Here is a 23385-nt window from a genome sequence, read left to right as displayed (position 1 = left end):
AATCCTTTTTATTTATCGTGGCATAAATTATGCCGTGTTATAACAAATGCAATTTATTCAATAGCTTTTAAACGATTGATGATTTTGTCGTATTCTAGCTGTGTATTGCGATAGTGCATTTGTAACGACTGAATACTTTCTTTTTTTGCTTCAATATTTTTTTGGTTGTTATCAAGGCTATTTTTTAAAGTTGTTGGAAGGCTTTCGGCTTTACGTAAATATTCAATTTGCTGACGTTTGAAGTAAATCCGGTCATTTTGCAGCTGTTTAAGTTGGTCTTGTTGAAAGGAAATTTGTTTTTTAACGTGTCTCAATGCGTCATCGCGCTTGGTTGCAGCAACCTGACTGTTGGTATATGCCGTTTTAAGTTTTAAGTCAGCTGCATTTTGTCTTGCTTGTTCGGCACGTAGAGGTGCTTTTTTGATATCTGCTTCGGTGTTGTAGGCACGGTTACGTTGAATCACTTGCATGTTCTGGTCTAAGGCTTCATAACCATGTCGAATGTGATTTGGGGTTACATTGCTACTAATATTGGCAACGCCTTTACTGTCATAGTAACGATACCAGGTTGCTTTAGCTGGAGCTTCGGCAAAAATAGTGATGGATTGAAAAAGCATCAAGACTAGAAACGTGAATTTTCTAGTCATTTTTTTTTGCGCAATGAAAGCAAGTTTTTGTTTAAACTGACTTTGCATTGAAACCCCCAAATTTAAAGTTGACTAAATTACTTATTTTAAAGTAATAAAAATGCTATATTAGACTCAAAATCATGAATAAAAAACCTCTCTTAGTCAAAAAAAAATCATTGATCGACGGAAAGTGTGAAGCTGTTGTTGAAAACCTTGAAAAATGAGTCTTTGGGCAGAAAATGTTCGTTGAAAACGCAAGTAAAGATATGTTAAAAATGTTTGTAACTTGTAATCAAACTTTCTACTCAAATTGTTTGTACATTCTAAAAATGGGAAGGGTCATTAAATGGACGATAAATTCCAAAATCTAAAAGTGATGGTGATTGATGATTCAAAAACCATTCGTCGTACAGCAGAGACATTACTCCAGCGTGAAGGTTGTGAAGTCGTAACCGCAGTAGATGGTTTTGAAGCATTGGCAAAAATTGCTGAAGCAAATCCAGATATCGTGTTTGTTGATATTATGATGCCGCGTTTGGATGGTTATCAAACCTGTGCCTTAATCAAAAACTCTCAAAATTATCAAAATATTCCGGTCATTATGCTATCAAGTAAAGATGGTCTATTCGATCAGGCTAAAGGTCGTGTTGTTGGTTCAGATGAGTATTTAACTAAACCTTTTAGTAAAGATGAATTGTTAAACGCAATCCGTAATCACGTAACAGCATAAGTTTATTTTTTGGGGAAAAGAAAGCATGTCACGTATCCTTATTGTTGATGATTCACCAACAGAAACATTTCGTTTTAAAGAGATTTTAACTAAACATGGCTTTGATGTTATTGAAGCAGCGAATGGTGCTGATGGTGTCACAATGGCACAAGCAGAGTTGCCGGATCTTGTGTTAATGGATGTGGTGATGCCTGGGGTAAATGGTTTCCAAGCAACACGTCAAATTGCACGTGGTGCTACGACAAAACACATTCCGATTGTGATTGTCAGCACCAAAGATCAAGCAACTGACCGAGTTTGGGGGAAACGTCAAGGGGCAAGTGATTATTTAACAAAACCTGTAGACGAAAAACAATTAATTGATGTGATTAAACAACACCTCAATGCAGGATAAGCTCTATGGCAGCTAATGGATTTATCGAATTACTTCGGCTTGCTAAACGTGGCAACAAAAACTACGTTTCAACTGAAAATGAAGTAAACCGATGGTCAGGCATTGCTTTTGAGATGATGGGGCAATATTTTGTTGCCCCTTTAGGTGAAGTATCTGAGGTGATTTATCCACCTAAATATACGCCGGTTCCGAATACTCAATCATGGGTAATGGGTTTGGCTAATATTCGGGGACGCTTACTTTCAGTGGCTGATTTGGCTCAATATATTTCTGGGCATCGAAGTCAGTTTTCACCCACTCAAAAAGTACTGTGTATTAGTCATAATGACCATTATGTCGGTTTGGTTGTAGATCAAGTTTTGGGGATTCAACACTTTAATAAGAAAAGTTTCTTTTCTAAACACAGTGAATTAGACAGCAATTTACAAGAATATTGTCAGGGATATTTTTACCAACATAATCAACACTGGCATGTTTTCTTATTTAGTCGTTTATTGCAAAACCCAAAATACATGAATGCATCTATAAAATTTATAAACTAATAGTCGCGCGCTGAAGAATGCTGGCGAAAGTCGGGGAGAAGCTGGATGGGCTTTAAACTTAAAAAGAAAAATACAAGTGAAGGCAGCAACCGTAAGGTTGGTAATGCTTTATTGTCAAAGATTCAATCACAAACTGATCAATTATCACGTGTATTTGGTGACAGTGAGAAGTCCAAACCCTTAATTTTGGGCGCAGCATTCTGTCTGGTCGTCGCACTATTCCTATTGCTGTACTTATTCTATAGTGTGCCGCGTAACAATGAATTAACACGTAGTGTCGGTGATTTACGTCTTTTGTCGCAGACGATTTCTCGTCAGGCAACTGAAGCGACGGCATCGGGTACTAAAGAATCGATTGATCAGTTAATTGAGTCTCAAAAAAGTTTCACGGAAAACCTTGAAACAGTAAAGGATATTCATCCGCAGACTCTAGCGTTGGGTGAAGTTGAAAAGCAGTGGAAAACAGTATCTGAAGGGATTGATTTAATTTCTTCTCAACAAAAAATGATTAACCAGCTTTATGATACCAATATTGCCATTGGTGAAACGATTCCGGGGATTCAGGCTGAATATAACTTGATGGTTGACCAAATGGCACGTCAAGACATGCCAAGTAACCAGGTAGTGATTGCGAAAAACCAGGTATTCATTGCAGAACGTATTCTTCGTTCAATCAGTTCGGTATTAACCGGTAGTGATAACTCGCGTGAGTCAGCAGACGACTTTAGTGCCGATACCGAAACATTCGGTTCTTATCTTGAAGCACAGTTGAATGGTAGTGCTGAACTTGGTGTGGAGCGTATTGCTGATCCAGCTTTGCGTGAGTCACTCGCAGGGATTAAATCTGAATATGATGATGTATTAAAATCAGCATCTGCGACGATTCTTAAAAACTCGACGCAAATTGTAAAAGTACGTCAAGCCTCATCTTCAATTTTTGCCCAAGCAGATGAATTGTTGGCCAACCTGAATAAGTTATCTGTCGGTTCAAGTTTGTCGATTGCTATTCCTGCACTATTTTTAATCTTGTGTTTAGTTGGCTTTTTGATCTGTGTATTTAAATTGCTTACATTACGTGGTCAAACAGATAAACAGCGTGTGGCTAACCTGCAAGAAGAGTATGACCGTAACCAGAATGCGATTTTACGTTTACTGGACGAGATCGCTGACTTGGCAGACGGTGACTTACGTTCATATGCAACGGTATCGGAAGACTTTACCGGTGCGATTGCCGACTCGATTAACTTCGCAATTGACCAGTTACGTGACCTTGTATCGCGTATTACCGAAACTTCTCACGAAGTTGCACAATATACGGCGAACACGCAGGGCATTACTAACCAGCTGGCTGAAGCATCAGAACACCAGGCGCAAGAAATTGCCGGTGCATCTGCCGCGATTAATGAAATGGCCATGTCGATTGACCAAGTATCTTCAAATGCTGAAGAATCAGCTGTGGTTGCGGAACGTTCCGTAAAAATCGCTGCCAATGGTGCAGATGTCGTACACCGTTCAATTGAAGGGATGGACACGATTCGTGAACAGATTCAGGAAACCTCGAAACGTATTAAACGTTTGGGTGAGTCTTCTCAGGAAATTGGTAACATCGTTGCCTTGATTAACGATATTGCCGACCAAACCAACATCTTGGCATTAAACGCTGCAATTCAGGCGTCGATGGCAGGTGAAGCAGGTCGTGGTTTCGCCGTGGTAGCCGATGAGGTACAGCGTCTTGCAGAACGTTCAGCATCTGCAACCAAACAGATTGAAGGCTTGGTAAAAACCATTCAGACGGATACCAACGAAGCCGTAATCTCGATGGAACAAACCACTTCCGAGGTTGTACGTGGTGCGAACTTGTCTAAAGATGCCGGTGTGGCACTGGATGAAATTCAAACCGTATCAAGCAACCTGGCGAAATTGATTGCCAACATTTCGGATGCTGCAAAACTACAGTCTGCTTCTGCAGGTCATATTGCAACCACGATGAATGTTGTACAGGAAATTACCTCACAAACCACAACGGCAACGTTTGATACCGCACGTTCAGTATCTGAATTGGCAAATATGGCCGAATCGTTACGTGAATCTGTAACTGACTTTAAATTACCTGACTAAGGTAATACGAAAGCTTTGGGGTGATGCGCCTTACTCTCGGGTATGGCGCATCAATAAATCACAGATAAAGCATCGACAAGATGAACTTAACCTCGAAGTTAGGTCTCGCGTGATGGTGACAATTAAGTTTGAGCGCCCTTCTTGGTGGCAGATAAACGTAAGAAGCCTAAGCTATGAAAGAAATATTAAAAAATTTAGTTGAAACGACTACGCTTCCTGAAGATAGTTATCTTGATCAAGATGCAGAAATTCTCGAAATTTTTGTAGAAGAAATCGAGGAAATCTTCGTTGAATTAAGTACTTTATTTCCGACTTGGTTTGAAAATCCCAATGATCAAGAAATTTTGACCACCATTCGCCGTCATTTCCATACGCTTAAAGGCTCTGGACGCATGGTAGGGGCTAAATCTGCCGGTGAAGTGGCTTGGGCAGTGGAAGACACTTTAAATCGTGTCATTTCAGGCGCCGTGCCCTTAGATACAACGGTTCAACGCTTCGCTCAAACCGTATTTAAAATTTATCAATATAAATTATATCCAATTTTTAAAACTGTTCAGCTGGCTGATATTGATTTGCGTCCATTGGTTTTACTGGGTCAGCAAATACAGCAAAGATTAAGTTTAGAACCTGCTCTGGAAGAATTACTGGCGCTTTCTACCAGCTTGACTGCTGAAGATGGTGTTACTGGTTTAGAGTTGAATGATGAAGCAGCAACTCAACGAGACACTGCAACAGAAACAAATAATGATATCGAAGAAACGGTTGCCATCTTCATTGAAGAAGCTGAAGAGCATTTAGCAACGATTGATCAGTTCTTGCAGAATGAGCATGAAAATAAACAAGATTATAATGCTCTCATTCGTGCTTTACATACCTTGCGCGGCAGTTCATCAATGGCTCAAATCGAGCAGATTTTTGAAGCCAGTACCAAGGCTGAGAATTTATTTAAAACCTTGTTGCAAGAAGAGATTGTTTCGACTTCGAAGCAAACGGCTTTGCTGATTCAGTATGCCGAATTTGTGCGTGATTATTTGCATACCCTTAGACAAGGTGAAATGCAGAAACTTGATGCGATTTATGAAACCTTTAATACTGCATGGAACAACTATGGCTTCACTTCAGCTGAACTAGATGAAGATGTGAATCCTCAAGGTCTGGTTTCCAAGCTGATCGCCTTGAATATTGATTTGTTACTTGATGCTGAATTCGAATTTGAAAAACGTGCCAAAGTTGAATATCCAGAATATATTCAGGCCTTAAGCGATCAAGCTCAACAGTTATTGGATCATACTGATAATCGTGCTGCGGTGGGTATTCACCAATTTACCAATGAATTAAAGTCAAGTTATGAAGCGTTGGTATTAAAGCCAGAGTTGCTCAATATTGACTATGCATATGAGTTGTTTGGACAAGCACACCAAGAATTTATTCATTTGTTTGATACCTTGGCCGCAGGGCAACGTGTCATATTAACCGATGAAGTTCAGAAAATATTGAGTGATCTTTCTGCCTTTGTTCAGCAAGACCTTGAACAGTTTGAAAATAGTAAATCTATCGTTGAAGAGCTGCTTGCCACAATAACAGATACAGCATCTACGACGGTTGATCTGGCACAGATTTCACAAAGAATGCGTTCTGATCGTGCTCAAATGCATGCAGCGGATGCAAACAGTGATTTCGATGCGGATTTACTGGATATTTTCCTGGAAGAAGCAGAGGAGTTGTTGGGTGGTATTGACCAGGATTTAAATACTTGGAGCAAAGATCCAGCCCATACCACTGCATTGAATAATTTAATGCGTTATTTGCATACCTTGAAAGGGGGTGCAAATATGATTCAAGCGACTCATATCGGCTTGATTTCACATGAATTAGAGTCAATTTATGAGCGCGTGATTCGTCAACAAATTACGGTTACGCCACAACTGATTAGTATTATCCGTTTAGTCCAGGATGACGTGTCAGATCGAATTCAAACCATTCGTGAAGATCATATTGACTACTCTGGTGCTCAATCGATTGAAATTTTGCGTAATATCCAAGAGATTGCGCAAGGCACGTTTGCGAGCACTGCCGTGCCTGAAACGGTTGCAGTAGAGAGTGTTGCAGTAGAAAATGTTGCTGTTGAAATCGAGGTCAATGAATTAGCAGAACCCGTAGCTGAGACATTCGCTTCAGAATTTGAAACAGAACAAGATGTTGTTTCTCAAAATGTTGAAACTGTTGAAGATCCTGAGGATAGTATTCGCTTAATTGCAGAAGAAACATTCCTGGAAGAAGCGGAAGAAATTCTAGAATCTACTGATGATTTATTAAAACAGTGGTTTGATCAACGAAGCGATCGTAGCTTACTGCTTCAATTACAACGTGCTGCCCACAGTCTGAAAGGTGGCGCGCGTATGGTTGAAAATGAACCGGTAGCTGCCATTTCGTATCAATTGGAAACCACCTTCGAGCAGTTCGCGGTTCATCACTTTAATTCAAATGCTTACGACTTATTATTACAAACCACGTTTGCATGGTTAAAACAGGCCATCTTTGAACGTGATTACAGTAATTTTGATAGTCTGAAATTAAGTTTAGAGTCGATTGGATTTGTTGATGTAACCGTACAATTGCCAAATCGTGTGACGCAATCTGATCTGTTAACTACACCGAAAACCTTTGAATTTGTTCAAGGTGATGGTGCTGAACCACCTGCAATGCTGGGTGAGTGGGACTTAAGTTCGCAACAAGACAACAGCAATGAAATGATCCGTATTTCTGCCGACTTGGTAGAGAAGATGATCGATTTGTCTGGTGAAAATTCAATTAACCGTTCGCGTATCGAAATGGACTTGGGTCAACTCAGCAATACCTTGAACGAGATGGAATTGGCGATGAAGCGTTTAGCTGACCAATTACGTCGAATGGAAGGTGAGTTAGAGTCACACATTATTGCAAAACATGGTTCAGAAAATTCACGCTATGCCGATTTTGACCCATTAGAGATGGACCAATATTCATCTTTAAACCAGTTGTCAAAATCATTGGCGGAATCTGCATCCGACTTGGTTGACTTTAAAACAACGTTGGCCGATAAAATTCGTGATACAGAAGGTCTACTGTTACAACAATCACGTATTCAAGCCGAGATTCAAGAAAGCCTGATGCGTACGCGTCTGGTACCATTTGATCGCCTATTGCCACGTTTACAACGTATCGTGCGTCAAACGTCGTCCACATTGAACCGTCCAGCAGAGTTGATTGTTCAAAACACTGAAGGTGAATTGGACCGTACCATTCTTGAGCGTTTGGTGACACCATTTGAGCATATGCTGCGTAACGCGATTGACCATGGTCTGGAAGACACTCACGTACGACAAGAAGTACAGAAGCCTGAAGTTGGGCGAATTGTCTTAAATATCAGCCGCCAAGGTACCGATGTACTGGTCTCGTTTAGTGACGATGGTAAAGGGATTGATGAGTCGAAGATTAAAGAGAAGGCTTTAAACTTAGGTTTAATCAAGGCTGATCAATTACTCGATAAACAAGAAATCCTGCAACTGATTTTCCATCCCGGATTCAGTACTGCGAAAGAAATTACCCAAATTTCTGGTCGTGGCGTAGGTCTGGACGTGGTTCAAAGTGAAATTAAAGCACTTGGTGGGCATGTCTCTGTAGACTCAGAGTTGGGCAAAGGAACAACATTTACCATTCGTGTACCAACTACAGTAGCGGTAAGTGATGCCTTGATGGTGAAAGCGGGCGATCAGCAATTTGCGATTTCACTGGCTCAAATTGAACGTATTGTCCGAATTGCACCTTCTACCTTGGACGAGTATTTCAATAGTAAAGAGGACTTCTTTAAAATTGACAATACCAATTATAAACTGCGTTATTTATCCGAGTTTGTTTCAAACCAGCCATTACCGCGTTTAAGTAGCATTGCGCATTCTTTACCGGTGTTGCTCATTAAAGGCAATAGCGGTCAAACCATCGCATTATTGGTTGACCAGTTGATTGGTTCGCGTGCACAAATTGTGGTGAAACCGATTGGTCAGCAATTCTCTAGTGTGGGGGTTGTTGCCGGGGCAACCATTTTAGGTGACGGTCAAGTTTGTTTGATTCTAGATGGTCAAAATATTGCTCGACAAATTCAGACTACACAGCGTCTTAAACATGCATTAGATCAGCGTGATCTGTCGCGTCATCATAATGCACGTCGTTTAATTATGATTGTGGATGACTCTGTGACTGTACGTAAGGTGACGTCACGTTTACTTGAACGTCATGGTTATGACATTGTGACGGCCAAAGATGGTGTCGATGCGATGGAACAACTTGAAAATGTCAAACCGGACTTGATGTTGCTGGATATTGAAATGCCACGTATGGATGGCTTTGAAGTGACGAATCTTGTTCGTCACCATGAAGTGCATCGAGATTTACCAATTATCATGATTACTTCAAGAACAGGTGAGAAGCACCGTGAACGTGCCTTCAGCTTGGGTGTAAGTCATTATATGGGTAAACCATTCCAGGAAGCAGAATTGGTGAGCAATGTTGAAAACTTGTTAGAGACCAGTCAGGGGTAAATAAATGAGCCAAAATCCTGTTTCAAACTCTGCTGTGAATCAAATGACACAACAAGAGTTGCATCACCTTATTACCGTATCGACTGGATTTATCGATGCGTATATTATCGATTGTCATGGTAAAGAGGCGATGTTGTTACCACAAAATATCGTTTTGTCCGCACTGGATAGTGCCACGCAAGTTCCATTTGTGGAATGGCATGAACTCAAGCTACCTGTCTATGCGGTGAATAATCCAGAACAGAAAACAGGGGTGGCTCTGGTCATTGAAGGCGATGACGTGAGTCAACGTTTTGCCCTGATGTGCAATAAAATGCCAAAAACCATTCGTCTACGTATTTCTGAAGTGGTCGATGAAGAACAGGCTTTAAATGATCCGGCGGTATTCCAATACGTACGTATGGCCGATCAAGTTTTTCATATCCCTAATCTGGCGCAAATTCAATCCTCTTTAGGATTGTAATTTTAGCGATAGCTCAAATATGAGTCACAAAAAAAGGAACTTAAATAAGTTCCTTTTTTTGTTTGACGGAGTTCTAGTTAGCCAACAAGCCTTCTAAAATCTGTTCGTAAATTTCAGCAAGCGGTTCCAAATCGGCCACATTTACATGTTCGTCAATTTGATGAATGCTGGCATTTAAAACGCCCAGCTCAAGTACTTGTGCGCCGGTAGGAGCAATAAAGCGACCATCGGAAGTACCACCACTGGTCGAAAGTTCAGTTTCAATCCCGGTGACATTGCGAATCGCATTTTTAGCCGCATTAACCAGTTCACCGACTGGAGTAAGGAACGGTAAACCTGAAAGCGTCCAGTCAATATCATAGTCAACATTGTGACGATCCAGAATTTCCAAGGTACGTGCTTTGAGTTCTTCAGCCGTGACTTCAGTTGAATAACGGAAATTAAACAATAAATTCATGGTGCCCGGAACAACGTTGGTTGCACCAGTACCAGCATTGATATTTGAAATTTGGAAAGAGGTGGCAGGGAAATATTCGTTACCATTGTCCCAAACGGTATCACACAGTTCAGCTAAGGCTTTAGAAGCAGTATGAATCGGGTTAATCGCAAGGTGAGGATAGGCTACATGCCCCTGTTTGCCTTTAACGGTTAAATTGGCATTTAACGAACCACGACGACCATTTTTAACAATGTCACCAAGTTGATTGGTGCTTGATGGCTCACCCACCAGACACCAGGTCATTTTCTCATTGCGTGCTTCTAAAGCTTCGACGACTTTTACCGTGCCGTTAATTGATGGACCTTCTTCGTCAGAGGTAATCAGGAACGCAATCGAGCCTTTATGATTGGGATGTTTAGCGACGAAGCGTTCAGAGGCAACGACCATGGCTGCAAGTGCAGTTTTCATGTCTGCACTACCACGACCGTAGAGCTTGCCATCACGAATTTCGGGTACAAACGGGTCGGAGTTCCAGTCGTCTAAACTGCCTGTTGGAACCACATCGGTATGACCTGCAAAACATAAAACTGGCGCTTCAGTTCCTTTACGTGCCCATAAATTATCGACATCTTCGAAACGCATCGGTTCAATGTTGAAGCCAATTTTTTCTAAACGTTCCGCCATAATGTTTTGGCAGCTATGATCGATCGGTGTTACAGAAGGCTGACGTAACAGTTGCAGGCTTAAATCAAGGGTAGCGGAAGATGTCATGCGATTTTCATCAGTCGATAAATTTGTTAGCTATAATAGGCGAATATGCCCTTGAATGTGAACGACTGCGATAAAATTGCCATAAAAAAACCCTATCTTGGACAGGGTTCTGTGTGCGCTAAAGACAAACTAGTTTTTGCGGATTTCTTCAGAAGTTTTTTCAGCAGTATTGGTTACGGCATCTCCGGCTTTGGATACATCTTTACCCATGCCTTTAAATGTATTACAACCGGTTAAAACAAACGCCAGAATAAGCGAAGCAGCCAGAATTTTTTTCATCATCATCTCCAAGTATTTCATTATTTTGATGTGGATTTAGGTTAATTAATACCCAACGTAAAAAATATGAGTTTTTGATGGTAGAAAAGTAATCAATTGTTATAAAAGTAGACATTTCTCATAAAGTTAACCATTCACTCTTTGAGAAAGCAGTGATGCATGTTTGAACATATAGAAATTGGACTTATCTTTTTGCAGATATAAACCATTGCTCCACCACTGTGCCGTATCACTACTGATCTGCAGTTGCGGGCAAATCCATTCTTGTCGTTGTAAACGATAAAAATGTGCATTTTGAGGAGGGACATGGCTTCCCCAATAGCCTAAACGTCGCTTGAGATTCACCCAAGTCGGAATAACTTGCTGGGTATGTTCAACAGGAAGATAGAGTTGACCTTTTAATATGGCAAAACGCTGATCAATTTGATGATCAAGTGCTTCCTCAAATTGAAATTGTTTTTGGCTAAAGTGATTTAATTTTCGAATTAAGGTGTCGCTACGGTTTAAGCCATACCAATACGCTAAAGAGAAATCCCGTTCAGCCAAATAATATTTTAAAGCGACCTCCCAGTGTTCAATCTGATTGGTTTCAGTATTGAGTAATAGAAAATCGAGTTCACCTAAGGTCTTGGGTCCCGCTATCTTTTGAATGCTATGACCGAGTAATTGATAAGAATGATAGGCTTGATCGAGCAGCCAAAACCAGATAAACATTTCAAAGCGTAGACCTAAACGGGTACTTTTAAGCTGTTGTAAAAAGACTTCTAATTCTTGAGGATGTTGATCTAAATAAAGCAGTCGTGAGCGATAATTCTGAAAATGCCTTGCCCATGTTGCATTGGAATGTAATTGAAAAGAATGCTTGAGTAGCAGTTCTGGTGGAATCGTCGCTAAAATATTCGGACTGGATACACAAAATGCCAGTTGTCGAACCAGTAAATTTTTAAATTGAAGCCAAGGTTCATCCAGATCAGAGGCTTGATTTAAAGCAAACATAGAAACACCCAGCGCAAAATTAAAAGTGCAGAATTACAACTGATAATAGGTAAAAACGCTTTATACTACCGCAATTAGTCGTGTAGGGCAGTGCTATGAAGATGTTGTTTTGGCGAAGTTTGGTGATGATTTTTGTCATCCTGGGCTTTATCGGTGCACTTATACCGGGTATGCCAACAACAGTCTTTCTTATTTTAGCCGCCTGGTCCGCCTCTCAAGGCTGGCCGCAAATGGATGCATGGTTACTCAATCATCCTAAATATGGTGCGACCTTGCGATCATGGCGTGAAAACGGCACTGTACCGCGTAAAGCCAAATGGTGCGCCAGTATCATGATGCTGATCAGCGCCATGATTATGCTGTTTACCCATGCGCCGTTATTGGTCAAGGTATTTACTGACTTAACCATGCTCACAGTTTCAATTTGGCTGTGGCTACGTCCTGAACCGTCGACTGAACAGATCAAATAAACAGAGTGATATCCATCATGTCATATACCTTAGAACAAGCAGATGTCTGGATTGATTTGGCTGAACAAAGTTTAACTTTGCCAAAGCATAATAAGTTTTATGTGATTTCTTCAGGTAAGAATGGGATCGGGGAGCAGGAAAATTCAGGCAAGACCCCTAGAGGTTGGCACAAGGTCGCACTCAAGTTTGGTCACGGTGCAGCTAAAAATGCAGTTTTCAAAGCAAGACAGGAAACTGGCGAAGTCTATGATGAAGCATTAGCGGCACAGTTTCCTGAACGTGATTGGATTCTATCCCGTATTCTCTGGTTAAGCGGTTTGGAAGAGAACTTTAATCAGGGTGAGGGCTGCGACACATTTAAACGTTATATCTATATTCATGGCACACCCGATACCGAACCGATGGGCATCCCAATGTCACATGGCTGTATCCGTATGCGTAATGATGATGTGGTTGAATTGTTCAACCTTATTCCTGAACAAGCATTGGTGTATATTTCTGAACACAGTTTGAATTTAATTGACTGTAAAACAAGCACAAACATCTAAAGCAACATCTCAAGAGATGAAAAGTGAAAACTCCGCTATCGATGTTGGCTAAAAAATAGCATTATTTCCCCATTGTTCAAAAAACATGAAATTTTTGAGTCAAAACTACAGTATGAATTTGTGGTTTTTTGCATAAAATTCTAAATAAATTACAGAAATTGTTTGTTTTTATAGCGATTAACCTATTTTTTAATCACTCAAACGTAAAAAACCAAAAACAGGCAGAAAAGCGTTTGACAGGCTGCATAGATTCTCTATAATGCACCACACAAACGATGAAGTCGTAAAGGGCGCTTAGCTCAGTTGGTAGAGCGTCTGCCTTACAAGCAGAATGTCGGCGGTTCGATCCCGTCAGCGCCCACCAAGCCTTTACGTTAAATGTTTTAAGTGCAGCGGTAGTTCAGTTGGTTAGAATATCGGCCTGTCACGCCGAGGGTCGCGGGTTCGAGTCCCGTCCGCTGCGCCACTTAATTCAGATAACAAGTTGTTTGTACCACAATAGAGACATTGTGTGGATGCAGCGGTAGTTCAGTTGGTTAGAATATCGGCCTGTCACGCCGAGGGTCGCGGGTTCGAGTCCCGTCCGCTGCGCCATTTACATGATAGACCTTTTGAGGGCGCTTAGCTCAGTTGGTAGAGCGTCTGCCTTACAAGCAGAATGTCGGCGGTTCGATCCCGTCAGCGCCCACCAGATTTTTTGTGATGCAGCGGTAGTTCAGTTGGTTAGAATATCGGCCTGTCACGCCGAGGGTCGCGGGTTCGAGTCCCGTCCGCTGCGCCATCCCTAAAATCGAAAATGTAACACCCTTTAAGGGCGCTTAGCTCAGTTGGTAGAGCGTCTGCCTTACAAGCAGAATGTCGGCGGTTCGATCCCGTCAGCGCCCACCATATCTTCCGATATGAAACTTATTTATAAGTTTGCCGTGCAGCGGTAGTTCAGTTGGTTAGAATATCGGCCTGTCACGCCGAGGGTCGCGGGTTCGAGTCCCGTCCGCTGCGCCATTTTCTAGATTCCTTGTTCTAGATCATGGTTACATCCAGCAAGATTTCTTTCTTGCGTCATAAAAATAGCCATGCTATTTTTATTCCTCAAGGGCGCTTAGCTCAGTTGGTAGAGCGTCTGCCTTACAAGCAGAATGTCGGCGGTTCGATCCCGTCAGCGCCCACCATATATTCTCCTTGCTCCAATCCTGTTTTTTTCATAGAATCTCAAGACTATAATAATTTTAAATATTGAAAAACTATGAGAAATCCATATCAACGCAAAGCTGCGTCCAAAAATTTAAACACCACCTATAATGCTCAAGATATTTATAAACAATTCATTGAAACAATTGTTGCTCAAGGCTCTGTTAGCGCTTTATATGATGACGGTTGGGCTTTATGTGCGACTCCTACAGGTCAGCGCGCTTTAGCAGTTTGGCAACATAAAAGCCTGGCAAAGTTGCTGATTAAAGATAATTGGGAACATTATCAAATTCAGGATATTTCACTCAAAGATTTTGTTGAAAAAGTCATTCCTTTTTTACGTCAAGAAAATACCTGTGTGTCGATGGATTTAACGCCTGAAGGACAGAATGTCCTGGTTGCCCCTGAAAAATTATTATTAGACATCAAAAATTATCTGTATCAGATTTATTTGCAAAAACCTGAGTTATTTAAAGACACCAAATTGCCTATACCGCGTAGTATTCGTTTGAATTAATGCTTCTTATCCATTATTTTTAAGGTTGTTTACCGGTTTAATATTCATTAAGTAGCCATCCACTAATAAAGGCAAAGTATTCTCTCAACCAAGAGTTGTAGCGAATATACAAGGGTGTTGGTGCGCTTATAGTGAGGATCTGCGGGTAGCCTTGATGTTTGGCTATGGCTTTGGCGCGCAAAATATGAAAATCACTGGTGGCAATAACAATAGGCTGGTTCAGGCTAATCTGATGTTCTTTGAGCAGGGATTGGACATTGAGTAGATTTTCTTCAGTACTGGTGCTTTGATCTTCTAATAAAATCCGTGATTGGTCTATTTGATGTTGTTTTTGCAGATAGGTTGACATCACCTCTGCTTCAGTCATTTGCTCTTTAAAACCTAAACCTCCAGTCATGATCAGGATAGCTTCCGGATATTGCGTGGCATAGGCTGCCCCGACATCTAAACGCTGTTTTAAAGTTGGAGAGGGCTGACCATTTTCTATGCCACTGCCCAGTACAATAATTGCGGCTGCCGGTTGGGGTGTGGTGTTCTGCTGAATCGTATATTGCAGATAAGCGAAAAAAATAAGCAATGTGCTGAGCCATAGAAAGAATGCTGCCCAAGCACAACGCCACAAAGTCAGTCGTAATTTGCTGGCTTGGATAAATCTTTGAATCCACTTAAAACATAGGGCATACAGGATTAAGCCGATACCGATAATCACCGGAAGAATAATACCTAAATGGATTTTATCGAGTGAAAGTAACCATAAGCCATCGAGTGCTAATAAACTGCCTAGGATAAAACTGAAGCTACGTTTTAGATGGTCCGACATAAGATGGCTCTGGGTGAATGTTGCTGTTAGTTTAAACAATTTGTATGTTTTAAGTATAAAAAAACCGAGCATTAAGGCTCGGTTTTTTATTGGCTTTAATATTTAGTAAACGTCACGACGGTAACGACCTTCTTGACGAAGCTGATCGATGGTTGCCTCACCTAGAATATCAATCAGTGCTTGATCAACATCACTGGCCATACCATTGATGCTACCGCAAACATAAATCACAGCGCCATGATCGACCCAGACTTTAAGTTCTTGGGCTTGTTCACGTAGTTTATGGTGCACATAGACTTTTTCTTCTTGATCACGGGAGAAGGCTAAATCAAGGTGCTGTAGCATACCTGTAGTTTGCCAAGCTTCAATCGTGCTTTGATAGAAGAAGTCATGTTCACGTTGACGTTCACCAAAGATGAGCCAGTTTTGTGTATAGTTCTGACGGGTACGCGCATGTAGCAAGCTCATTAATCCGGCAAGACCTGTACCGTTACCAATACAAATGATTGGGCGATTATCATGAATCAGATGGAAAGATTCATTGGTGCGAATACGCAGTGCAATCTGGCTATTTAATGCTGCATGTTGAGTCAGCCAACCTGAACCCAGACCCAATTGACCTTGTGCAGCTGACTGTTGACGAACCACCAAGCGCAACACTTGTTGCGATGGAATACTGGCAATTGAATATTCACGCGAAGGCAACGTAGGAAGTTGTTCCAGTAAATGATCCATATTGGCAAAAGGTTCAACCTCAACTGTTAAATCTTTACCACACAAAGCATGCTCAATGCTAATTTGTAATGAATCTACTTGCGTATGCGGCTGGATTTGATGCTTTTGCATAAAGACTGCAATATGTTCAGCACTATTGCCCGGTTGAATCTCTGCAATATCGCCGGCTTGCCAAATCACTTCATGGCTTGGTTTTAATTCGATATTAAAGGCAGGCGCACCTAAGCTATTTGGATTGAGTAGATCACGTTTTGTGAGGGTCCAGGTATCGAATGTTTTTTCGATATTCATGGCTTGTAAGTCTAGTTTAGTCACTTTGGCTAAAGCGCTGTTCCATGCCTGAATCTGCTGATTATTGGCATTATCCACCTCAATAGTGGCAAATAATTGCTGCGCGCCATTTTGCTTTAACCAGGCATCAATTTCATGACCAAAACTACAGAAGGTATCTGAATATTCACTCGAACCCAAAGCTAAGACAGCATAGTGCAGATGGCTTAAATCAACTTTTGATGAAAGTATTTTTTTGGCAAAACTTGAAGCTAAATCCGGGGCTTCGCCGGTACCATAAGTACTTGCCACAAATAAGACTTGTTCAGCATTTTTTAAATCATCTGGATTTAAATGTTGTACGGATTTCACGGTTACAGGTTGATGCGCCTCTTGCAAGCTGGTTGCTGTACGCCAAGCCAGTTGCTCAGAAGTGCCGGTTTGAGTGGCATAAGCAATCAGCCAAGGTTTGGTATTTGGATCAATATTGACAGCGGTTAAGCCATTGCGCGCAGCTTGAGTCAGTTTCTTTTGTTTACGACGTTTAAGATACAGCATCCAGCCTGTGACAAAGAACAATGGCATAGACAGAGCGGCTAACATGGCCAGGAATTGGTATACTGGACCAAAGAAGCTACCGCGGTGAACCGGCAACATACTACTCATAATTTTTTCATTTAACTTTTTATCTTCATAAATTTCCATGTCTTTAATGGATGAAGTTTTATAGTCAAATGTGGCTTTATTCCGTGCACGTTCATGTTGTGGAACAGCATCAACAAAACTCAGTTCAACTTCGCCATTGGCTTTTTTCGGTAAATTAATGGTCAGGCTTGAATAATCACGACCGACTTGTGCATTAAATCCAGTCCAGGTTTGGCTTAGGGCAAGATTGATTTGCTCAGCGCTTAGACCCGGCTTGTCACCACCTTCACCACGAGAACCTTGTTTAGAACCTTCTCGATCTTTGTTACTTGATTGTACCTGTTCAGCGCCACCACGTCCTTCACCGCTTGGGGCATTTCCGCCACGTTCACCGTGACCTTCTCCAGCAACACGCTGTGGAGCTTCACCTTTTGATTCTTTTTGTTGTTCGACGCCCATTACATTATACAGGCCGCTACGCCACCAGCCATAAGACCAGGTTAAGCCGGTACACGCGATAATCAGGAAGAAAATAACCACCCAAGTACCCACAACCGCATGTAAGTCCCATAAGAAATTACGACCTTTCAGTTGTGGCTTAAGCATGAACCATTGTTTAAAAGAATGCTTTTTAGGCCAGCGCAGGTATAAACCACTTAACACAAAAAAGATCAGCATCAGGGTACAAGCCCCGGTGATCTGCTTGCCGACTGGTCCGATGGTTAAATTGCGATGCAACTGCTCGATAAACTTAAAAAACTCTCGCCCTTTGATTTCTGGCAAAACTTCGGCAGTGTAGGGGTTAATCATCATGTTATAGCCCTTACGTGCACCTTCTTTGATAATATTTAGACTAGAAGAGGCAGTAGGGTCTTTGGCAACAGTGATGCTGTTAATTTTCATCTCTGGAGCAGCTTTATTAAAGTGCTGATACAGTTCTGCAGGTGTTAACTTGTCACGATTTTCAGCTTGTACGGTATAACTATCTGGATTCAGCCATTTTTGAATCGGTTGTTCATATGAATAAATGGCACCGGTAACCCCCATAATCGAGAGGATTAACCCAGCGCTAATCCCGAGGAACCAATGGATCTGAAAAAAGATTTTTTTTAACATAGCTGAAAAAAGATGTGGGGGTGAATGGTATTAGCGCAAATTATAACTGAATTTTTGGCAAATCATATGGATTTTGCAGGTAATATTCATTCTCATTATCATTTATGATTGTTTTATTAAAAAACCCCCAAGAGTTTGGAGGTTTTTATGCAAATATTTTTGATTACAGCAGGGATTAAACCTGTTTAGCTTCGCCCACTGTTTCAGTTAAATGCTTACGAATGGTGTTGAATGAAAAATTCTTTGAATCCATACGTTTTGGCAGAATATAAGCACCTTGCTGACCTTTAACCTTGAAATTAATCAACATAAAGTCAGGTGTGTTATACCATTCATAAATATCTTTCCAGCCGATTGCACCCACACCTTCTTGCGCACCCATTTTTTGACGCATGATAATGCCATGTGGTTGTACGCCTAAACGAATGCCTTTGATTTCCTGCACCGGGAATTCATTCATTTTACGTTTAACGTACCATTCCAAACCGAATTTACGGATTAAGAAGTATGCCACGACGCAGACCAATGCGACCCAACAAAAAATAGTCGAATAGTTCTTTAATAAGATAATACCAACAATAGATAGAGCAGCCACGACAGCCATAATTATCCATGTTTTCGTGCCGATTTTATTGGTGCTACGCCAAATTGCAAGTTGAGCTTGACGTTGTTCAGCCTCTGAAATTTCATAGTTCACAGGCTGTAGGGTATAAGCGTATAAATTTTTCGTGGTCATAGTGAATTAACAAATTTAGAACTGTAAAAAGTTTAGCATTATTTATACCCATTCAGTGAGTATATTGTTCCAAAATCATGCGAATTATAATGAGCCTAATTCGGTGGCTTTTTCATCACGGTCATGGCTCAAACTTTGCTTTAAACGACTGAGTTGATTCAGAATGCTTAACATCAAAGAGAGTTGCTGTAAAACAATCAGCGATTTCTGATCATCTTCATTATTGTGGGTTAAGCGTTGACGAATCGTGTTCAGCATATTTTGTGCGGTCAGATCGGAAACTTCATCTTTTAATAAAGAACCCTGAATATCCTCTAAAGCCAAGTCTAAAAGCTTTAACACTTCTTGATCTTGGATTTTTTCACGATGTGCCCCAAGTGCGGCAATATAGCTGAGCAGGGTGTGATTCAAACACAAGAATTCGAAAGCTAAAGTTTTTTGGGTCGGATCGAAATCAGGCTCAGTGGCTAAGGTTGAAATCAGGGAGGCAACTTCAGCATCATTATTATGTGCGGCACGACGGACCACACGATATTTCAAACCGTTATTACGACCTTGTTTATATTGTTCAATCACTTCGGCCAAATAGTCACATTGTGCCGTGAGAGAGCGCTTGATGGTGCGCGACAGGCGACGGAACTTCCAGTCCGGGAAAATAAAACTGACCCCAAACCAGGCCAAAGCACAGCCAATTAAGGTATCAATCATGCGAGGTAATGCTGCTTCAAAGCCCATTCCATCCAGATTAAAGTTAATCAGCGCAAGAATGGTAATAAATGCGGTGGCTTGCGCATATTGTTTACTGCGCAATTCAAAGAACAGCACACCACTGAACACCAGTAATAATAATTGTCCTTCAATCGACGGGATAAAGTACAAAACGGCATAACCCAGAATAATACCGACTAAAGTGCCGACAATACGCAGGCGTAAACGGCGTTTGGTGGCATTAAAATTCGGCTGGCTGACAAAAAGAGCCGTCAGTAAAATCCAGTAGCCATATTCAATATTGGTCACTTGCACAAAAATATAACCAATCAGCAAGACCATAGAAACACGAATTGCATGTCTAAACAGTACAGATTCCGGGGTTAAATGCTGTTTGATGCGGATCACCACATCATTCCAGCCTTTTAAGTCATCATCTTTAAGCTGGTTTTCAATATGTTTGGCTTTATCAAACTTGATATGACGTTCTGTTTCTACATTGCGTAGTTGCGCATCAATCGACTTTAAATTTTGATACAGGGAAAACAGGGCATTGACCCAGACGGGGTCATATTGTTGTTCAGCGCGTAATTTCTCTAAAGAGAGTTTTAAATTGGCAAAAGCATGCTTAAAGCGCTGGTTATGCTGATAGGTTTCACGGTGTAAAATGCTGTAACTTAGATCTTTACAGGCTTTTGCCTGAAGAGATAAAACCCGTTGGAAGCGAAATAAAATATCACTATGTTCAAAAATTTTAACCAGTTTTTGATAGTCGATGTGCGCTGAATCGGCGCGTTCATGAATATCTTGCGCGACAAAATAATACTGTAAGCTGCGACGGGTATCTTTTTGCCCACGGTCACCCTTTAAACGGGTGAGAAGTGCAGTTTTCATTTCATTGAAAATGCCGACCAGTTTTCCATTTTCCAAAGACAGCTCAATCATACTTTGTTGATAGCTGCTCGGCGTCATATCGACATCAAACAGGTTTGATTTAGCAAACAGAAAATCGCCGAGTGATGAATAACACTGCGACAATTTATCTTGCACTTGGCGAACAGGGAACAATAAAAAGCTGATCGTTGAAATCAGGCCATACCATGCAGCGCCCGCAACCAACAGCAAGGCTTGGGTATACCAGTTGTCGAATAAATCAACACCCAACATCGAGTAAACGGAAATCACCAGACAGCCATAGGAAATAGTGGCATAACGGCGTCCTAGTGACCCCAGCAGAATCCAGCCAATACAGGAGACAATCAAGCCTAAGGCAAATAAAACTGGGTAAGGAAACAAGAAATAAACAGAGCTGGCAGTAATAAAGAAACCGATATAGGTATAAATCAGGTTCATGATCCGAACCGAGAAACGGTCATCAATATCACTTAAACCTGCGGCGACTACACCCAGTGTTAGCGGAATAGTGGCAATTTGATATCCCATAAAATATGGAACAAAAGCCGTACCTGCAAATGCAATAATCATGCGCAGGTTATACATAAAGGTGGTGTTATACGTCGCTTGTTTAAGCCGCGTCAGCCAAGATTTCAAAGTTTATTCCTACCGCAAGGTGATCTGTGCATTGTGGAGTTGAATTATGTGATTTTTCACTCTCAATTCTGAGAAATAATACTATGTACAGTGTAAGCTTGTCTTCAAGGTAGCCATTTAAAAATTAAATATCAATATGTCTGAACAACAGCCTACACAACAATATTCTACGGCATGGATTATACTGTTGGCGTTACTGACCTCATTGGGTCCACTTTCCATCGATATGTACTTGCCGGCATTGCCACAAATGGCCAATGACTTTGGGGTAAGCACACAAATGGTCGCCAATACTTTACCTGCCTATTTTTTAGGTTTGGCATTGGGACAGTTGATTTATGGGCCTTTGAGCGATCGAATTGGCCGTAAAAAGCCACTTTATTTTGGTTTGGTGCTTTATATCGTTGCAAGCATGCTATGCGTTTTTGCGACCAATGAATGGAGCTTAATTGCGGCACGTATTTTACAGGCTGTTGGCGGCTGTGTCGGGGTCGTCATTGCTCGGGCGACCATCCGTGACCGTTTAGACATGCAAGCTTCGGCGCAGGCCTTTGCCAGTATGATGATTGTGATGGGGATTGCACCGATTATTGCGCCAAGTTTGGGGGCAATGGTATTAAAGTTCTTTTCGTGGCATGCCGTGTTTGTGTTTTTAACGCTGATAGGTGTGATCTGCTTGCTGTGCGTACACTTCTTCTTTAAGGAAAGTCTAACCCCTGAACGCCGTTTAAAATTGAATCTCAACCAGATAGGCAATTTATATGCTGCCATTTTTACTGACCGCAGTTTTAGATGGCCGATGCTAGCCGGCTGTTTTTCGGGCGGAGTGTTGTTTTGCTATATCAGTTCCTCAGCTTCGGTATTAATGGATGACTATGGTTTAGACCAACAACAATTTGCTTATGCCTTTGCTATTAATGCTTTTGGTATTGTGTTGTTATCGACTGTAAATAAACGACTCGCGCATCAATTTTCAGTACTCAGCCGTTTGAAAATAGGCACTGTGCTTCAGCTGATAGGCTCATCTATTTTATTGGTTGCCGGTTTAATGGGACAGATCCCGCTGTGGATTGTACTCTCAGGCATGTTTTTGGCGGTGTCCGGTATTGGCTTTACCGGGCCAAATGCCATGGCCTTGGCGATGTCGGAACAAGGTTCGCGCGCAGGAACAGCCAGTGCGATTATGGGCAGCATGCAGTTTGCTTGTGGCTTACTCGGTGGTGTGATCTTGAATTTCCTGATTTGGAATGCCCTCGTAAACATGGGCTTGGTGATGCTTATGTTTGTAGTCGTGGCTTTTCTGGCCATCATGCAATTAAACATGCCTATACATCATGAGCGATCAAACACTTAATATTGGAAAGAAAAGCAAAAATCGAATTAAAAAAAGACCTGAATGCAGGTCTTTTTTTGTTTGAGATGAAGTGAATTAATTCATTGATCCAGTTTATTCGTCCAACTTATTTATCTAAAAACACGGTAAATTCTTCAACAGCTATACGGGGGGTGATAAAGGTATTTATGATATCGTCCGGATCGGCATAACCGAGCGCAACTGTACAAACCAGTTCTTCATCTTCAGGAGCATTGAGTACATCCAGCACGATCGGGTGGAAATGATTCCAGGCTGCTTGAGGGCAGGTATCCAGACTACGCGCTTTAGCCGCGATCATGACATTTTGAATCATCATGGAAATATCCATTTTGGCGCCAATGCCCATGACCTTATTCACGGTGAAATATAGAGCAACAGGTGCATCAAATAACTGGAAATTACGCAGTTGTTGGCGCGCTATTTTTTCTTTTTCGCCTTTCTGGATATTTAACAATCCGTATAAACCCCAGCCATTTTCACGGCGACGCTCAATAAAAGGGGAAATCCAGGTTTCAGGATAATAGGCAAATGTTTCTTGATATTGGCTAGGGCGTGTCATCAATTGAGCCATATCATGATTGAGGCAAGGTAGATCGCTGACAGGAAGTTTTGAGCCAATTTATCATAGCGCGTAGCAATACCTCGATACTGCTTGAGCTTGGCGAAGAAGTTCTCGATCAGATGTCTTGCCTTATAAAGATGTTGGTCATAATCACGCTGATCAATCGCGTTACTTTTGGACGGCATCACGATCTGACCATTGATCTT

Annotated in this window: 19 protein-coding genes, 8 tRNA genes and 1 pseudogene; 18 read left to right on the top strand and 10 right to left on the bottom strand. The window is 41.4% G+C overall.

What is annotated here, in order from left to right:
• Nucleotides 1-53 precede the first annotated feature (53 nt).
• Nucleotides 54-695: a hypothetical protein gene (locus E0409_RS13465; RefSeq protein WP_131291612.1), complete on the bottom strand. Its 642-nt coding sequence runs from the start codon at nucleotides 693-695 to the stop codon at nucleotides 54-56.
• A 280-nt stretch (nucleotides 696-975) separates the two neighbouring features.
• Here E0409_RS13465 and pilG point away from each other — a divergent pair, with 280 nt between their 5' ends.
• The 6 genes from pilG (at nucleotide 976) to E0409_RS13435 (ending at nucleotide 9453) form a co-directional block, all read left to right on the top strand.
• The gene (gene pilG, locus E0409_RS13460) at nucleotides 976-1359 is read left to right on the top strand and encodes a twitching motility response regulator PilG (protein WP_067723812.1); all 384 of its coding nucleotides are present in this window, start codon (nucleotides 976-978) and stop codon (nucleotides 1357-1359) included.
• A 25-nt stretch (nucleotides 1360-1384) separates the two neighbouring features.
• Nucleotides 1385-1753 carry a response regulator gene (locus E0409_RS13455; protein ID WP_067723813.1) on the top strand — a complete coding sequence of 123 codons (369 nt, stop codon included), beginning with the start codon at nucleotides 1385-1387 and terminating at the stop codon, nucleotides 1751-1753.
• A gap of 5 nt (nucleotides 1754-1758) precedes the next feature.
• On the top strand, nucleotides 1759-2295 hold the full coding sequence (locus E0409_RS13450) for a chemotaxis protein CheW (RefSeq protein WP_131291610.1): 537 nt from the start codon (nucleotides 1759-1761) through the stop codon (nucleotides 2293-2295).
• 45 nt (nucleotides 2296-2340) lie between these two features.
• Complete coding sequence (locus tag E0409_RS13445) at nucleotides 2341-4413, top strand: methyl-accepting chemotaxis protein (RefSeq protein WP_131291608.1); 2073 nt, start codon at nucleotides 2341-2343, stop codon at nucleotides 4411-4413.
• A 173-nt stretch (nucleotides 4414-4586) separates the two neighbouring features.
• Nucleotides 4587-8990, top strand: a complete 4404-nt coding sequence (locus E0409_RS13440; protein WP_131291606.1) for a hybrid sensor histidine kinase/response regulator — start codon at nucleotides 4587-4589, stop codon at nucleotides 8988-8990.
• Between the two features lie 4 nt (nucleotides 8991-8994).
• Nucleotides 8995-9453 carry a hypothetical protein gene (locus E0409_RS13435; protein WP_131291604.1) on the top strand — a complete coding sequence of 153 codons (459 nt, stop codon included), beginning with the start codon at nucleotides 8995-8997 and terminating at the stop codon, nucleotides 9451-9453.
• Nucleotides 9454-9526: 73 nt separating this feature from the next.
• On the opposite strand, the gene dapE is transcribed toward E0409_RS13435, so the two are convergent.
• From dapE to E0409_RS13420, 3 genes are all read right to left on the bottom strand, one after another.
• Complete coding sequence (gene dapE, locus E0409_RS13430; protein ID WP_131291602.1) at nucleotides 9527-10663, bottom strand: succinyl-diaminopimelate desuccinylase; 1137 nt, start codon at nucleotides 10661-10663, stop codon at nucleotides 9527-9529.
• Nucleotides 10664-10792: 129 nt separating this feature from the next.
• Nucleotides 10793-10942, bottom strand: a complete 150-nt coding sequence (locus E0409_RS13425) for an entericidin A/B family lipoprotein (protein WP_131291600.1) — start codon at nucleotides 10940-10942, stop codon at nucleotides 10793-10795.
• Between the two features lie 126 nt (nucleotides 10943-11068).
• Complete coding sequence (locus E0409_RS13420) at nucleotides 11069-11938, bottom strand: DUF1853 family protein (protein ID WP_131291598.1); 870 nt, start codon at nucleotides 11936-11938, stop codon at nucleotides 11069-11071.
• A gap of 95 nt (nucleotides 11939-12033) precedes the next feature.
• Here E0409_RS13420 and E0409_RS13415 point away from each other — a divergent pair, with 95 nt between their 5' ends.
• The 11 genes from E0409_RS13415 (at nucleotide 12034) to E0409_RS13365 (ending at nucleotide 14661) form a co-directional block, all read left to right on the top strand.
• Nucleotides 12034-12408 (top strand): YbaN family protein, encoded by a 375-nt coding sequence (locus E0409_RS13415; RefSeq protein ID WP_131291597.1) that lies wholly within the window; start codon nucleotides 12034-12036, stop codon nucleotides 12406-12408.
• Between the two features lie 17 nt (nucleotides 12409-12425).
• Nucleotides 12426-12956, top strand: a complete 531-nt coding sequence (gene elsL, locus E0409_RS13410) for a cell wall-recycling L,D-carboxypeptidase ElsL (protein WP_131291595.1) — start codon at nucleotides 12426-12428, stop codon at nucleotides 12954-12956.
• Between the two features lie 288 nt (nucleotides 12957-13244).
• Nucleotides 13245-13320, top strand: a tRNA-Val gene (locus E0409_RS13405).
• 25 nt (nucleotides 13321-13345) lie between these two features.
• Nucleotides 13346-13422, top strand: a tRNA-Asp gene (locus E0409_RS13400).
• A gap of 51 nt (nucleotides 13423-13473) precedes the next feature.
• A tRNA-Asp gene (locus E0409_RS13395) sits at nucleotides 13474-13550 on the top strand.
• Between the two features lie 21 nt (nucleotides 13551-13571).
• A tRNA-Val gene (locus E0409_RS13390) sits at nucleotides 13572-13647 on the top strand.
• 13 nt (nucleotides 13648-13660) lie between these two features.
• Nucleotides 13661-13737 (top strand) — tRNA-Asp (locus E0409_RS13385).
• A gap of 31 nt (nucleotides 13738-13768) precedes the next feature.
• A tRNA-Val gene (locus tag E0409_RS13380) sits at nucleotides 13769-13844 on the top strand.
• Between the two features lie 37 nt (nucleotides 13845-13881).
• A tRNA-Asp gene (locus tag E0409_RS13375) sits at nucleotides 13882-13958 on the top strand.
• Between the two features lie 91 nt (nucleotides 13959-14049).
• Nucleotides 14050-14125: transfer RNA gene (locus tag E0409_RS13370), tRNA-Val, on the top strand.
• Nucleotides 14126-14199: 74 nt separating this feature from the next.
• Nucleotides 14200-14661 (top strand): DUF2750 domain-containing protein, encoded by a 462-nt coding sequence (locus tag E0409_RS13365; RefSeq protein WP_131291593.1) that lies wholly within the window; start codon nucleotides 14200-14202, stop codon nucleotides 14659-14661.
• A 37-nt stretch (nucleotides 14662-14698) separates the two neighbouring features.
• Here E0409_RS13365 and E0409_RS13360 read toward each other — a convergent pair whose 3' ends face one another.
• The 4 genes from E0409_RS13360 to yccS all read right to left on the bottom strand — a co-directional run bounded on the left by E0409_RS13360 (nucleotide 14699) and on the right by yccS (nucleotide 21242).
• The gene (locus E0409_RS13360; protein ID WP_131291591.1) at nucleotides 14699-15481 is read right to left on the bottom strand and encodes a YdcF family protein; all 783 of its coding nucleotides are present in this window, start codon (nucleotides 15479-15481) and stop codon (nucleotides 14699-14701) included.
• A 102-nt stretch (nucleotides 15482-15583) separates the two neighbouring features.
• Nucleotides 15584-18247 (bottom strand): PepSY domain-containing protein, encoded by a 2664-nt coding sequence (locus E0409_RS13355; protein WP_131291589.1) that lies wholly within the window; start codon nucleotides 18245-18247, stop codon nucleotides 15584-15586.
• Nucleotides 18248-18422: 175 nt separating this feature from the next.
• Entirely contained in the window at nucleotides 18423-18983 is a 561-nt protein-coding gene (locus E0409_RS13350; RefSeq protein WP_131291587.1) for a YcxB family protein, read from the bottom strand.
• Between the two features lie 84 nt (nucleotides 18984-19067).
• On the bottom strand, nucleotides 19068-21242 hold the full coding sequence (gene yccS, locus E0409_RS13345) for a YccS family putative transporter (RefSeq protein ID WP_131291585.1): 2175 nt from the start codon (nucleotides 21240-21242) through the stop codon (nucleotides 19068-19070).
• A gap of 136 nt (nucleotides 21243-21378) precedes the next feature.
• Between yccS and E0409_RS13340 the strand changes: the two genes are divergently transcribed.
• Nucleotides 21379-22596, top strand: a complete 1218-nt coding sequence (locus tag E0409_RS13340) for a multidrug effflux MFS transporter (RefSeq protein ID WP_131291583.1) — start codon at nucleotides 21379-21381, stop codon at nucleotides 22594-22596.
• Nucleotides 22597-22702: 106 nt separating this feature from the next.
• On the opposite strand, the pseudogene E0409_RS13335 reads toward E0409_RS13340, so the two are convergent.
• Nucleotides 22703-23164: pseudogene (locus E0409_RS13335) on the bottom strand (nitroreductase); the annotation flags it as partial.
• Between the two features lie 11 nt (nucleotides 23165-23175).
• Nucleotides 23176-23385, bottom strand: a 210-nt coding sequence (locus E0409_RS13330; protein ID WP_165541342.1) for a transposase, incomplete at its 5' end; no start/stop codon positions are given.

The organism is Acinetobacter sp. ANC 4862 (genome assembly GCF_004336635.1).
Classification (GTDB): Bacteria; Pseudomonadota; Gammaproteobacteria; order Pseudomonadales; family Moraxellaceae; genus Acinetobacter.
This window is presented reverse-complemented; position numbering and strand designations above follow the sequence as displayed.

Bases quoted from the DNA above. Each gene is read 5' to 3' on its own strand.
- E0409_RS13465 (WP_131291612.1), bottom strand. From the start codon at position 695: ATGCAAAGTCAGTTTAAACAAAAACTTGCTTTCATTGCGCAAAAAAAA.
- pilG (WP_067723812.1), top strand. From the start codon at position 976: ATGGACGATAAATTCCAAAATCTAAAAGTGATGGTGATTGATGATTCA.
- E0409_RS13455 (WP_067723813.1), top strand. From the start codon at position 1,385: ATGTCACGTATCCTTATTGTTGATGATTCACCAACAGAAACATTTCGT.
- E0409_RS13450 (WP_131291610.1), top strand. From the start codon at position 1,759: ATGGCAGCTAATGGATTTATCGAATTACTTCGGCTTGCTAAACGTGGC.
- E0409_RS13445 (WP_131291608.1), top strand. From the start codon at position 2,341: ATGGGCTTTAAACTTAAAAAGAAAAATACAAGTGAAGGCAGCAACCGT.
- E0409_RS13440 (WP_131291606.1), top strand. From the start codon at position 4,587: ATGAAAGAAATATTAAAAAATTTAGTTGAAACGACTACGCTTCCTGAA.
- E0409_RS13435 (WP_131291604.1), top strand. From the start codon at position 8,995: ATGAGCCAAAATCCTGTTTCAAACTCTGCTGTGAATCAAATGACACAA.
- dapE (WP_131291602.1), bottom strand. From the start codon at position 10,663: ATGACATCTTCCGCTACCCTTGATTTAAGCCTGCAACTGTTACGTCAG.
- E0409_RS13425 (WP_131291600.1), bottom strand. From the start codon at position 10,942: ATGAAAAAAATTCTGGCTGCTTCGCTTATTCTGGCGTTTGTTTTAACC.
- E0409_RS13420 (WP_131291598.1), bottom strand. From the start codon at position 11,938: ATGTTTGCTTTAAATCAAGCCTCTGATCTGGATGAACCTTGGCTTCAA.
- E0409_RS13415 (WP_131291597.1), top strand. From the start codon at position 12,034: ATGAAGATGTTGTTTTGGCGAAGTTTGGTGATGATTTTTGTCATCCTG.
- elsL (WP_131291595.1), top strand. From the start codon at position 12,426: ATGTCATATACCTTAGAACAAGCAGATGTCTGGATTGATTTGGCTGAA.
- E0409_RS13365 (WP_131291593.1), top strand. From the start codon at position 14,200: ATGAGAAATCCATATCAACGCAAAGCTGCGTCCAAAAATTTAAACACC.
- E0409_RS13360 (WP_131291591.1), bottom strand. From the start codon at position 15,481: ATGTCGGACCATCTAAAACGTAGCTTCAGTTTTATCCTAGGCAGTTTA.
- E0409_RS13355 (WP_131291589.1), bottom strand. From the start codon at position 18,247: ATGTTAAAAAAAATCTTTTTTCAGATCCATTGGTTCCTCGGGATTAGC.
- E0409_RS13350 (WP_131291587.1), bottom strand. From the start codon at position 18,983: ATGACCACGAAAAATTTATACGCTTATACCCTACAGCCTGTGAACTAT.
- E0409_RS13340 (WP_131291583.1), top strand. From the start codon at position 21,379: ATGTCTGAACAACAGCCTACACAACAATATTCTACGGCATGGATTATA.